General features: G+C 64.6%; 14 protein-coding genes. 2 read left to right on the forward strand and 12 right to left on the reverse strand.

What is annotated here, in order from left to right; genetic code table 11:
- Nucleotides 1–63: 63 nt before the first annotated feature.
- Nucleotides 64–453, reverse strand: coding sequence for a hypothetical protein (locus OG568_RS16400; protein WP_329532120.1), 390 nt, complete (start codon nt 451–453; stop codon nt 64–66).
- Nucleotides 450–749 (reverse strand): hypothetical protein, encoded by a 300-nt coding sequence (locus OG568_RS16405; RefSeq protein WP_329532121.1) that lies wholly within the window; start codon nt 747–749, stop codon nt 450–452. The genes OG568_RS16400 and OG568_RS16405 overlap by 4 nt, the downstream gene beginning before the upstream one ends.
- Before the next feature lie 459 nt (nt 750–1208).
- On the opposite strand from OG568_RS16405, the gene OG568_RS16410 reads away from it, so the two are divergent.
- Both OG568_RS16410 and OG568_RS16415 read left to right on the forward strand, forming a co-directional pair.
- Nucleotides 1209–2051, forward strand: a complete 843-nt coding sequence (locus OG568_RS16410; RefSeq protein WP_329532122.1) for a helix-turn-helix domain-containing protein — start codon at nt 1209–1211, stop codon at nt 2049–2051.
- On the forward strand, nt 2048–2263 hold the full coding sequence (locus OG568_RS16415) for a DUF397 domain-containing protein (protein WP_329532123.1): 216 nt from the start codon (nt 2048–2050) through the stop codon (nt 2261–2263). The genes OG568_RS16410 and OG568_RS16415 overlap by 4 nt, the downstream gene beginning before the upstream one ends.
- Before the next feature lie 298 nt (nt 2264–2561).
- Here OG568_RS16415 and OG568_RS16420 read toward each other — a convergent pair whose 3' ends face one another.
- The 10 genes from OG568_RS16420 to OG568_RS16465 all read right to left on the reverse strand — a co-directional run bounded on the left by OG568_RS16420 (nt 2562) and on the right by OG568_RS16465 (nt 12326).
- Nucleotides 2562–3935 carry a hypothetical protein gene (locus OG568_RS16420; RefSeq protein ID WP_329532124.1) on the reverse strand — a complete coding sequence of 458 codons (1374 nt, stop codon included), beginning with the start codon at nt 3933–3935 and terminating at the stop codon, nt 2562–2564.
- A 50-nt stretch (nt 3936–3985) separates the two neighbouring features.
- Nucleotides 3986–5263 carry a WXG100 family type VII secretion target gene (locus OG568_RS16425; protein ID WP_329532125.1) on the reverse strand — a complete coding sequence of 426 codons (1278 nt, stop codon included), beginning with the start codon at nt 5261–5263 and terminating at the stop codon, nt 3986–3988.
- Complete coding sequence (locus OG568_RS16430; RefSeq protein WP_329532126.1) at nt 5260–5616, reverse strand: hypothetical protein; 357 nt, start codon at nt 5614–5616, stop codon at nt 5260–5262. Before OG568_RS16430 ends, OG568_RS16425 begins: the two co-directional genes overlap by 4 nt.
- A 729-nt stretch (nt 5617–6345) precedes the next feature.
- Entirely contained in the window at nt 6346–6705 is a 360-nt protein-coding gene (locus OG568_RS16435; protein WP_329532127.1) for a hypothetical protein, read from the reverse strand.
- 24 nt (nt 6706–6729) lie between these two features.
- Nucleotides 6730–7956: a type VII secretion-associated serine protease mycosin gene (gene mycP / locus OG568_RS16440; RefSeq protein WP_329532128.1), complete on the reverse strand. Its 1227-nt coding sequence runs from the start codon at nt 7954–7956 to the stop codon at nt 6730–6732.
- Between the two features lie 201 nt (nt 7957–8157).
- Nucleotides 8158–9597, reverse strand: coding sequence for a WXG100 family type VII secretion target (locus OG568_RS16445; protein WP_329532129.1), 1440 nt, complete (start codon nt 9595–9597; stop codon nt 8158–8160).
- Nucleotides 9598–9633: 36 nt separating this feature from the next.
- A complete protein-coding gene (locus OG568_RS16450) occupies nt 9634–9984 on the reverse strand; it encodes a hypothetical protein (protein ID WP_266430636.1) in 351 nt (116 codons plus the stop codon).
- A gap of 65 nt (nt 9985–10049) precedes the next feature.
- Entirely contained in the window at nt 10050–11366 is a 1317-nt protein-coding gene (gene mycP / locus OG568_RS16455; protein WP_329532130.1) for a type VII secretion-associated serine protease mycosin, read from the reverse strand.
- A 228-nt stretch (nt 11367–11594) separates the two neighbouring features.
- Nucleotides 11595–11879, reverse strand: coding sequence for a WXG100 family type VII secretion target (locus OG568_RS16460; protein ID WP_266430643.1), 285 nt, complete (start codon nt 11877–11879; stop codon nt 11595–11597).
- Nucleotides 11880–12014: 135 nt separating this feature from the next.
- A complete protein-coding gene (locus tag OG568_RS16465; protein ID WP_030602125.1) occupies nt 12015–12326 on the reverse strand; it encodes a WXG100 family type VII secretion target in 312 nt (103 codons plus the stop codon).
- Nucleotides 12327–12340 lie beyond the last annotated feature (14 nt).

Consider the following 12340-nt stretch of genomic DNA (forward strand, 5'->3'; position numbering starts at 1 on the left):
AGCGCCGAGTGCAGCATCCTCGTGGCTCACCGCTTGGGCCTCGAGCTGCCCCGCAACTCGGCCTTACGGGCCCTCACAGTCGGTGGGCGCGGCAGCAGTACGGGCGGGCGGCGGCTTGACGGGCTGCCGGAGTCGTGCGCCTCGGCTTTCAGCGATGAGGAGCGTGTCGCCGAGAGCCTGGGCGAGTTGCTCGGCGAGGCGTCGGACGGCATCCGGGGCGGCGGGTACGGCGAGCACTTCCCAGGCCTGTTCGTGGAGCTGTTCTGCGAGGCCGAGTTGTACGGTCTCCACGCGATCGGCGATCCGGGAGAGGGTGCCGTCACCGATGCCGTCCTCGATGAGGTAGCAGCGCTGGCCGAGGGAGCCGGTCCAGGGGAGCAGGCGGGCGCGGGGATCGGACTTCTCGGGGAGGTCTCCCCCTCCTCCCGGCGCATCCATTTCCGACAAGGTCATCCGCCGACCTCCACTCCGTGGATACGGCGAGGGCCGACGTCGATGTCGTACGTCGCCAGCCAGAGGGCTCGGCGCCGGGCGCGCTGTTCAGTGGTGAGTACGTAGGGGCGGACGGGTGGGGTGGCGGAGCCGTCGAGGGGCGCGTCGGTGGCGTAGGGGCCAGGTGCTCTGCGGAGCGCAGGCCTCGGTTCCCGGCGGTGTACGGGGTCGGGTGGCGTGTGTCCGGCGCGGTGACGGCCACGCGGGGCGAAGAGGACGGCAAGCGCGTCGAGGGCGCGAAGGATCAGGTTGATCATTGTGTCAACTCGCTGTGCCGTCAGTGGTCTTGGAGTGGCGCTCGCAATCGGCGCAGATCTGTACGGCCCAGCCGAGCCGGCCTCCATCGGGGTGCTGTGTGTACGCGTGACCGCAGGGCTGGAGCCCTTGTCCTCCGCCGCAGCGGACGCACGCCAGGCCGTAGAGGCGGCGCCAGGACTCGCAGGGGAGGCGGAGGGGGTCGTGGGTGCCGGTGCGGAGGTCGCTGCAGGGTGCCGTCATGGCCGCTCCCAGTGAGGGATGAGGGCGAGCTTGGAGTAGTCGACCCATTTCGAAGAGTAACTACTCGGAGCATGACATCGAGAAAGGTTTCTCGGCAAGTTGGTTGGCGATTTTTCCGTACAGCTCGTTGAACTGGCATATGCCGAACTGTTCGAGCTGTGTAGAGTCCACGCCAGAGAGGCGGTGATCGATGCATGGCTGATGCTCGACCCAACCTGATGCGGCGCCGGCTCGGCCTGGCGCTCCGCACCTTGCGACAGCGTGCGGGCCTCAACTTGCCTGATGCCGTGGAGAGGTTGGGACTCTCCGGGCCGTCCGCGCTGAGCAAGATCGAGAATGGCAAGCAGCGTGTACCGTCGTCAGCCCTGGACAAGTACTTTCAGGCGTACGACGTGGCGGATGAGCAGCGCATCCAGGAGATCAGGCGCCTCGCCGCCATGGCGTCCTCGCCCCGCAGTACCAACCTGTTCAATCAGTACCGTGACGCGGTCCGCGATCCATTCGCCGACTACCTCGAACTCGAAGAGCTGGCTGTACACGCCGACTGGTATGCCGTCCAGCTCGTTCCCGGGCTCCTGCAAACACCCGCGTACGCGCACGCTGTTGTCGAAGGAAGTGGCAAGTGGCGGACGGCGAGGGAGGTGCGTACCTTCGTTGAGCTGCGGATGAAGCGCCAGCACGTGCTGCGCCGTGAGAACCCCTTGGCCATGTGGTGTGTGCTGGACGAGGCGGTCCTGCGTCGGGAGATGGGCGGACCTCGGGTCATGGCCGAGCAGTTGCGTCATCTGCTGGCGATGTCGGAGGAACTGCCGGGAGTGGAGTTGCAGGTGCTCCCCTTCAAGGCCGGAGTACACGCCGGCATCGACGGGGCTTTCACCGTCTTCCGTTTCGACGCCGGTGACCCTCTGGCGGTGGTCGAGCCACTGACAACATCCTTGTATCTGGAGGAGGATGTGCATGTGGGCCGCTACGACGTCGCCTTCAATCACCTGCGTGCGAGGGCGCTGGACATCCCGTCTTCACGCGACTTCCTGCAGGACCTCATCAAGGAGGAAGAGTGATAGGCCAGGCTGAACTGCGCGACACCAACTGGACCAGGAGCAGCTTCAGTTCGGGTGGCGATAACTGCGTCGAGGTGGCCTTCGGGGCCGGCGAGACGGTCGGCGTGCGTGACTCGAAGATGATCCCGGGGCCACTCCTGGCCGTCGCTGGCGAGGCGTTTGCCGCATTCCTCAACGGGGTCAAGGACGGTCAGCTGGATCGTACGGCCTGATCGCCAACCTTGTGCGGCCGCAAGGCGTGATTCCTCCCCGGCTCGAACGCCGCGACCTCCCGGCAAGAAGCCGGTGAAGGTTTTACGCACGGGAAACCTCGGCATCCTGGCGCTGCTGACCCTGTGGTGCCCGCCTCTGTCCGGTGGCCTCGTTGCACGTACAAGGTGGAGACCTGCAACGACACCAGCAACACCCGTAAGAACTCCGACTACGGCTGCTACGGGGACGTCACGCCGGACGCCGGCGACGCCGTCTACGTGCACGGATTAACCCCTCGAGCCGGGCCGATGGGCGACGTTACGGAGCAGACCCCACGGCACCCTGGCTGCTGCCCGGCTGCCTCTGCCCCGCCGTGTCTTGGCTTACGGCTACGTACAGGCCATACACCAGAAGACCGACCGTGCCGGCGATTCCGACGACCAGGCGCCAAGCCGCCGAGGGAACGGGAAGCGTGAGCGCCACGACGCAGAGCGTCCAGAGCAGGAGGACGTTCATCAGCCGGTTCGGGATGCTGAGGATCCAACCGCCGTCAAGGTCGAGCAGCTGGCTCTCGCCTGTTGAGCCGACGTGATCCGCCGCCGCCCTCGCGGACTCTTCATACTCCGGGGCGAGCCCGCCCGGGATGAACCAGCCGGCATCGCTGACGAAGACCGCGCCCGTACGATGCGGCCCCTTCCGGCCTCCGTGCCGATTGTGGTCCGGCACCCAGACCAGATGCCCTTCCGCACTCCCCGCTGTGTCCACATACCTGGCATTGTCCCCACGGACATGCAGCTGCACAGGGCCCGTGGAAGTGTCCAGGCAGATGCGCGCCTTCCCCGCCCCATAACCGTCGTACCCGGACATGCTCGCCCGCAGTACACATTCGTCACCGCGCAGCCGCCGCGGAAATCGCTGGTCCCTACGGCTCGTGAGATAGCCGAAGAAGAGTGCCGCAACGAGGAACAGCCACCCCGAACTCAGAATCCAGGTCCACCAGTTGTTCATGGCGCGACCGGAGAGTTGACGGTCGACACTGGTCCTGTCGTTGTCACCCACGGCCCCCAGGTCGGGTCGGTCGGGGGCGTAGGCGACGTAGGCGTTCTCGCCGACCACCGCGGGATCTGGCCATTCCGATCGGAATTCGACGCGCTTCCCGCTTCCGGCTCCGTTGGCCGGAGGCAACGTCACCGTCACGGTGCAGTAGTACGTGCTGCCGTTCTTGTGCCGGTCCTCGACGACATCCCGCACCGACTCGACCGGCAACGCCCGTACAACGGCGCCCGAAGAGGCGATCTCCGCTGCCTTGCCCGTGGGCGTGGGGGTACCCACCCCAAGGGCGAGCGGGAGGACCAGCACCATAACCCCGCCGTAGAACGACAGGGCCTCTCCGTTCAACAGAGCGGAGGCGCCTCGCAACCTCGCGGGGAGCGCCCTGGGTCCGCGCTCTTCTGTGGCCGATGCGCGGTCGGCCAGGGCGCTATAAACCAACGCAGGGTCCGGGTTGCCCGACGAGCGTCTCAACGCCCATGCCGAGAGGGCAAGAACAGCGAGTACGACCGCGCAGCCCAGCACCAGAGTGTCACGCAGTGTCGACTTCACCATGAAGAGCCAGCACCCGAGGAGCACCGTCACCAGGAGGCATGCCGCCCAGGCCACCACCTTGCCCAGTACGATGACCGGTCCGAGCATGCGGAGCCCGCCGTCCTTCATGGCACCTGTTCCCATTCCGTCCGAACTGTTCATCCGAAGTCGTCCACCAGACTCGTGTTCTTTGCGTGCTCGCGGAGCTGTTGGGCCGTCTTCTGCTGCCCTTCGGCCAGGTCGTCCTCGATGCTGTCCGCCTCTTTGAGCCGGTTTCCGGCCGCGCCTGTCTCCGTGCCCACTCGGCTGTTCGTGGCCTCGTCGCGAAGCGTGTTCCGCTGTTCCTCTGTCAGCCCTTCGGCATCGGCTCCCGTGTCGGGCGTCGCCTGTTCGCCGCTCTCCCCACTCGGCCCAGCAGCTCCGTCCGCTCCGCCCGCGTCGGCGGCTCCACCGGAAGCACCGTCTGCTGTGCCGTTCCCGTCGGCTACCCCAACGGAAGCACCCTCTCCGGTTCCGTTCGCCTCCCCGGCTCCTGAACCGTGCGTCAGTCCGCCTCCGATGCCGCCGCCGGCTGCTCCGGCTCCGGCCCCGATCAGCGACTGCGACCAGTCGAACTCGTCGTCCTTGTCTGCCCACGGACCGTAAGAATTGGCGGCATCCCCGACCAAGCTGCCCGTCGCTCCACCGATGGCACCAGTGCCGATCGACTCGCCGATTCCTCCCCCGAGCCTCCCGCCGAGCGCGGCATCGGCAGCCTTTCCCATCCCTGCCCCAGCCATCCCACCGACCAGGTTGTTCTCCCACTCGGGACCCTTGCCACTGATCACGCTGGTGGTCACTCCGTTGCCGAACTCGATCGCGGTCCGGCCAGCGAACGTACTGCCGAAGCGAACGCCGTACTGCAGAAACTTGCTCGAGTGCTCAAATGTCCGCAGCCTCTCGAACCAACGGGCGATCGTGGCCAGGATCCTGCCGAGCCTCGCGGCGGCCGTCGCCGCCTCCCCGGCAAGCCGGGCCGCGTTCGCGGCACCAGCGGCTGCGGAGAAACCGAGGGTGATGAAGGAGGTGGCGACGGAGACACCGATCGTGACACCGATCTCCAGGTAGATCTGATGGATCTCGCTGTTGATCTCTTCGATCTTGTCCGCTGCCTCGTTCAGGCCCTTCTTCGCCTCATCGAAGGTCGGTTGAGCGTCCTCAACGGACTTCTTGACCTCTTCCCAATGCTTGACGAAGGCATCAGCAGCTGGCCCCCGCCAATCGTCGCCGTGGACATCGCCGATGACCTTGTCCATGTGGACGACGAACTTGTCGAGGGCATCCCCCATCGCGCCCCACGCCTTGGCCGCGTCACGCAGAACATCTGGCTCGCCACCGGGGTTGCAGAGCTCGAGTCCGGCTTCGTAAATGGTCTCCGCGGCCGACTCGTCACTCACGCGCTCTTCCCCTTGAACAGATCCTCCAGGGCACGCTCGGCGGCTCCAGTGTTGTGGGAGTTGTCGGAAAGGTTGCCGGCCATGTCATAGAGATGGTCCTGCAACCCCTGGATCGCCTTGGTCATGTGGTCGGCCAAGTCAATGTACGCAGTGGTCACTTCCTCTGACTCCGTCAGAAAGCCGAACCCGTCGTGGATGGCCTCGCTATCCGTCTTCGGCTTGAACTTGGCCAACTGCTCACCGAGTTCATCGGCCTCTTTCTTGAAAGCGCCGCTCAATCTTTCGAGCGCGGAGTGGCCGATGTAGAACCCGTCCGACACAAGATCCTCCCTCTTGGTGTTGTCGCGTGACACGCCGAACCAAACCTTCGGCTCCCCTCCTTACGCCGCGCGAACCCTAAGCGGAATCGTCGACTTTGCCAGGCGGTAGCTGCGGCTCTGCACGTCGGGGGTGCCAGGTGCACATCTTCGCAAAGGTTTACGCCCTGCCCTGGAGAGGTCAGGTGAACCTCGCCCAGCGCAGGGTTCGGCTAGGACTGCTGATGACCCGCACTCAGGGGCATCAGCGCCTGGTAGGCATCCGTCTCTGCTGCGCCGGCTGTGATGCATCCCGATGACATTTCCGAGCCACCCAGGAGTACGAGGACCGTGATGACCAGGTGCCCTCCGCCGCCGCTAGATGGGTGAGGTACTTCTACTGGCCTTGGTACGGAGGTTGCTGGGCGTAGGGGTTGGGATGCTGTGGAAGCTGTCCAGGAGGAGCGGGGTGCCCGTACCCCTGGTTGGGAGCTGGGGTGGGGTACGGCTGTTGGGCTGTCGGGTACATCGGCTGCTGGGGCGGGTAGCCCATGTTCTGCGGGTAAGTTCCGCTGACGGGGTCGCCGTTCGCCGAGTTGCGGCGACTACGGGTTACTGCGAAGACTGCGACGGCGGCAATCACGGCTCCGATGCCGACGATAAGGACGATGGCGCCCATCGAGGAGAGTCCCTTCTCATTCTCGGGCTGATTCGCTGTGGTGTCGTTGTTTCCGGGCGCCTCGGTGGTCGGCTGGATCCGACCGAGCGGAGACTAACCGTGAGCCGCTAGGGGATATCCATCGGGAGGCCTTGTAGAGGCGGATGATCCGTAGCTGGGTCACTGCAAAATCGCGAGCACCACGAGACAAAGCAGCAGGGTTGTAGCGTGAGCTCCTGCCCCCACCTCTTCAAAGCGCGATTGTCATCGCGGTAGCCGCGCAACATGACTACGAGACCCACGTGCGTACCAATCAGATCGAGCACTGTCAGCCACAATAATTTGCCAGACATGATCGGCATAAAGAGGAGCAGCCAAGGGGCGACGAGTGCAATCCCGAGCAAGAAGGTGGTGAAGTGGTTCACGGTATGCGACGTCATCTCATCGGCAGCGGATTGGGGATTCAGATCCGGCAGCTCCGAGTTCACAGCCCCTCCAAGGGGGAATTACTCCTACTGCCCTTGGCGCGGGGGCTGCTGGGTATAGGGGTTGGGGTGCTGCGGGGACTGTCCCGGAGGAGCGGGATACCCCTGGGCGGGAGCTGAATTGGGGTAAGGCTGCTGGGCAGGCGGGTAGCCTGAACCCTGAGAAGAGACGCCGCCGCCGGAACCGGGGCCACCATTACCGCCGTTGCGGCGGCTTCGGATTACCACGATGACAATCGCGCCGATGACCACAACGGCTGCGACACCGCCAGCAAGGACGAGAATGTTACTGGAGGAGGACTTCTCCTTTTTAGCCTCTGTTGAGGTGCCCGTTCCCTTGGATGCCTCGCTGGAAGTCGAGGCGGACGACTTGAGCTGGCCGAGAGGGTTCTCCTTGGAGCCTGCGGGGATGTCCATTGTGACCGCCTGGTAGGGGCGGATAATCCCGTAGCCGTACTCCTCGTCAGGTGCCTTCAGTCCCTTGTGGCCGAGGAACGAGGCCGACTTGATGAGGCGGTTGATGACCTGGCCTGCGGTGAGGTCGGGGTGCTTTGCGCGGACCAGGGCGGCAGTAGCGGATACGTAGGCTGTGGCATCCGATGTGCCGGTTGACAAACTGTACTGCTGCGACCGAGTCATATCCGCCGCGAGAATCCCAACACCGGGAGCCATGAGGGTGAGCCCCTTTCCGGTATTGGAGCCATCCCAGCGGTTTCCCTCTTTGTCTACAGCGCCGACAGATACAACTCCGGACAGCGCCGCCGGCTCATCGACGGCAACAGACCCATTGTTTCCTGCGGATGCAACAACTACGACATCGTGCGCTTGCGCATACGTGATGGCCTCACGACCGTCGCTTAGAGTCTTTCCGCCATCGTTAGAAAAAGAGAGATTGATGACCTTCGCACCATGGTCCACAGCATATCGGACCGCCGCGGCCCAGGTCTCATCGCGATTAGGGTCTTTCTGTGTCTCAATGACACGGAGAGGCAAAATCTTTGCCTTTGGTGCGAGCCCCACCATGCCCGACGCTTTTCCCGTTCCATGGCCGTGTCCAGCGATGAGGCTCGCCATACTCGTCCCATGTCCGTCCAAGTCTTTCTGGGCGTTACCTCCGCCAGTAAAGTCTTTACCCTCAAGGACCTGACCAGTTAGATCAGGGTGACTGGCATCCACACCGGAATCGACTACGGCGACGGTCACCCCTTCCCCCTGAGTTTCTACCCAGGTGTCTTTCATCGCGAATACGTCCAAGACCCACTCTTGGTCTCTGACATAGTCAGCCGAGGCAGTTGGGGCCGAGGTGAGGAGCAAGGCTCCCGTCAAAGCGACGACCCCTGCCATTGACGAGACTCGTTTGAAACCCAATTCCCTGCTCCTCACTCAGCGATGGCTGGGTGCGCCAGCCTTCATACATGGGCAGACGACAACTTTCCGTCCGGCCCGCTTACTTGCTTACTCGATGGTCCGCGGTACGTTCCGGTTGCGGTCTTCTTCCGAGATCCAGGTCTCTTCGTCCTCGACCAAGTAGTCGGGACGGTCGCCCTGGCTGTTCTCTTCCTCGGACCGTCGGCCGCGACCACCTGCACCGCCGGCCCCGCCCGCCATGGCGCCGCGCTGGGTTCCGCCGCGACTGCCATGCAGGCCAGCACCGCCACCGGCACCCTTGCCAGTGACCCCCTTGGCTGCGCCAATCACACCGCCACGGGACCTTGCGAGGGCTCCACGGCCGCCAGCGCCAGCACCGCCGCGACCAGCCGCACCTGCGCCCCCGCCACCCATGCCGCCCATACCGGCTCGGCCTCCGGCACCGCGACCCGCCGCGCTGCCACCGGCCATGCCACCGCGACCACCCGCGGCTCCGATGCCGCCGCGTCCGGCAGTACTGCCCCCGAGGCCAAACGCTCCGCCAGTAGTCACGATGCCGGAACCCTGACCTCCGCCGGTGCCGAAGTTGCCAGCACCGCCCCTGGGTACACCAGTGCTCGTGCCGGGACCGGCCCCCGTGAGACCGGGAGAGATACTGTCCACATTCGTCTTGGCGGACGGGAGCTGCGAACCTCCGGTGATACCCGGGTCACGGGGCACCGTGGGTGCTGGCTTGACACTCGTGGTCGGGCCAGCGCTCCACGGCTTACTACCTGATCCCGAGACGCTTGGTCGGGACGCTCCGACGCCGCTCGGGGTCACAGGCGGCGGGTACTCCACATTTCCGCTCGGCTCTTTGATATTTCCCCGGTCATCGGTCTGAATACGATTCCTATTCAGGTTTCCCGTGACCCGGATGTACTGAGCCGCGAGGTTCTCCATGACGGCAACACCGTTGAGCTGGGCTTCTCGGCTTGCACCGATCTTTCCCTCATTGATTTCCGCTACTTCTTTGGCGGTCAGCTTGCGGTCCTGAAGGTCCTTGGCCGTCGATTCGCCGTTGTCCCAGGACCAGTCACTGAGAGCATCACCGACCTTGGCCCAGCCGCTGGGCTCTTTGATGTCGTCCAACTGCGACTTGTACTCGCGCAACTGACCGGCCGCATCAGCCATTTGGGAACTGTTGAGGTCGGCGTGCAAAGCGGCGTTCCTGATGCTCTGCGTGATCTCACGAGCCTTCTTTTCGAAACTCGCGGCTGCTTCACCCTCCCAGTGCTCCAGGACATTGTCGACTGCCTTGTCGAGCCGGTCAGCGATTCCCTCGCCGTCTTTACCCCCAGCGAGGGTTTCCTTGACCTTGCTCCAGTGGCGGCCGACGTCCTCGATCGTCCCCGGGTTGGCGAGGTCAAGCATCTGCTTGAGCTCTTTAAGCGAGTGCTCGACGAATTGAGTCTTGGTCTGAGGTCGTCCAGCGATGCAGGTTTCATTCACAATCACTGGCTTGGGCAGGTCTTTGTCACCGGCCATTTTGAACCCTCCTTGGTAGGTGATCCTCGATCCGGACTACTGGTCCCACTTGCCGTTCGAGCCCCCGGAGTCTCCACCCATTTGTCGCTTGTTCGCGTACTCCTGCTCGGTGTACTTGTCCTTGACCTTGGAGGTGCTCGTGCCAAACTTATCGATCAGTCCGTGCAGGCTCTTGATCGCGGCCTCAAGGTCAGTCTTCATGTCTTTGTGGGCTGCGTGCAGATCGCCCGCCTCCAGGAAGAGGCATGAGTTCCCGAACGCATCCATCGGGATCTCCGTGTTGTACCGCGACGTCTCCCCCGCCTTGTCCATATCGTCCAGCAACGTCCAGAGCTTGCGGATGACCTCATCCATCGCGCTCAGATCGACCCGCATTCCGTCGCTCATACCCCGTTGTCCTCTCCCCTGTTGTCCAAGTTGTCAGCACTGACTCTGGGTGCCCAAGTCATCGCCTAGCCCGCCTGTCCAGCCCGTCCGCCCCGCCGACTCCGCCAGTCCCGCACAGCCACCCCGCTCCCCGCAATCACGAGGGCCAGCGCAAGTCCCGTGCCCAGGACGTAAATGGCGATCCGGCGTTCCCGTTCCGCCTCGCTCTCGCCCATCGTCACGGCCATCGGGATGACCCTGCCCGCACCGGCCGTGACCACCGGGTCCGGCGTCGGAGAGTTGCCCGGCGTGGAGTCGTCCGACAGCGCGGCGACCGGGTCGACCACGCCCCAGCCGATGTAGCGGTTGGGTTCGCGGCCCGGGCGTTGGGCGGTTTCCTCGATGCGGGTGGCGATCTGGGCCGCCTTCCACGTCGGGTGCTTCTCCTTCAGGAGGGCCGCTACGCCCGCGACGTACGGGGCCGCGAAGCTTGTGCCGTCGGCGCTGCACTGCCCGCTCTTGGGGACGGTGGAGACCATGTCGACCCCGGGTGCCGCGACGTCCACGAAGTCGCCCGCCTGTGAGAAGTAGGCGCGTTCGTCGTTGCGGTCGGAGGCCGCCACCGCCAGGACGCCGTCGTACGAGGCGGGGTAGGTCTTCGCGGACTTGCCGTCGGCTCCGTCGTTGCCGGCGGCCGCCACGATCAGGGCACCCTGGCCCACCGCGTCCTCCACGGCGGTCCGCAGTGTCGGGTCGTCCTTCTTGTTCGCGGTGTCCGAGGAGATGTTGATGATCTTCGCGCCCGCGGCGACCGCGGCCCGGATGGCCGCCGACATGGTCCCGGAGTTGCCCTGCTTCTCCTCACCGCCCGTGTACTGGAAGGAGAGGATCTTGGCGTCCGGTGCGATGCCCACGAAGCCCGTGCCCTTGATCGGGCGGGCGGCGATGATGCCCGCGACCCTGGTGCCGTGGCCTTCGAGGTCCTGGGTGCCGTCCGTGGAACCGCCGACGTAGGACTTGCCGCCAGAAGCCATGGCGCTGCGCAGTTGAACGTTGGAGTCGTCGACGCCCGTGTCGATCACCGCGACCGTGACGCCCTTGCCCTTCGCCTGTCCCCACAGCTGGTCCAAAAGGATCCGCTGGAGCGACCACGGTGTGGACTTGATGACGTCGCCACCGAAGACGCATTCCGTGCTGGCCGCCAGGCCGAAGTCCGGGCCGCCTGAGTCGGAGGCGCCTGAGTCCGTGAGGCGGGTGGGCACCGCCGTGTCCGCCAGTGCCAGCGGCGCCGACGCCGACGCCGACGCACACCAGATCCCGGTCGCCGCGAGCACGCCGAAAATCCGCTGCAGTGCGCGGGTTCCACCGTTGCGGCTGCGCGAACGGACTGTCCGGTCTTTCACGTTCAGGCCCCCCATGTTCAGGCCCCCAGGGCTTCCTTGCTTCCTTCGAAGCTGGGTCATGTCTGTGTGACGGTCGTGTCGATGGTGAGTGAGAAGAAGTGCGGGATTTACTGTGCGCGGTCCCGCAGGAACTGTGTACGACCCCGAAGCAGAGATCGGCCCAGCGGACGCCGTGGCGTCCGCTGGGCCGATTCTCTTCATCTCATGTCCCTCGGGTCGCCGACGGGCTTAGCCCCAGGTCGAGGCGTTGCTCTTCTCAGTGGCCTGGTAGTTCTCGGCCGCGCTCTGCAGCGCGGTGGAGATCTTCAACAGGGTCGCGTGCAGGTCAGCGGCGGTCTGGTCCCACTCGCGCTGCTTGCGCTGGTAACCCTCCTGCGCTTCACCTTCCCAGGAGTTGGCGACGCGCTTGACCGCGGCCTCGAGGTCGTCGAGCTGCTGCTTGATGCGGCCGGCGGTCGACTTCACGTCCGTGGAGGCGTTGGTGATGGTTGCGTAATTGACGAGGATCGACATCGTCGTTCCCTTTCAGGAAGAGTCGTAGGAAGTCAGTGGAGATCGATCACGATCCATGAAGATCCGGTGGGATCGATGAAGATCCGGTGGGATCGATCGAGATCGAAAGGAACAGCTGGAGTCCGCGCGGCTTGATCAGCCGAAGTCGGACATGATCTTGCTGATCTCACTGTTCTGCTGCTCTTCCGACGCGGAGTAGTTGCTCCGCGTGGAGTCCACGGCTTCCTTGATGTCGTTGAGGATGTCGCTCATCCTCTTCGCGTCCGAGTTCCAACGGTCCTGCAGCTGGCGGTAGGACTGGGCCGCCTGGCCCTGCCAACCACCGGCGATCTGGTCGATCACTCCGTTGAGACGGCGGATCTCGCCCTGCAGCTGACCGCTGACGGTGCTGATGTCACCGGAGAGCTTTGTGAGTTCGTCCTCTGTTACCCGGAACTGGCCGGCCATGATGAACCTTCCCC

The organism is Streptomyces sp. NBC_01450, from assembly GCF_036227505.1.
In the GTDB taxonomy this organism is placed as follows: domain Bacteria; phylum Actinomycetota; class Actinomycetes; order Streptomycetales; family Streptomycetaceae; genus Streptomyces.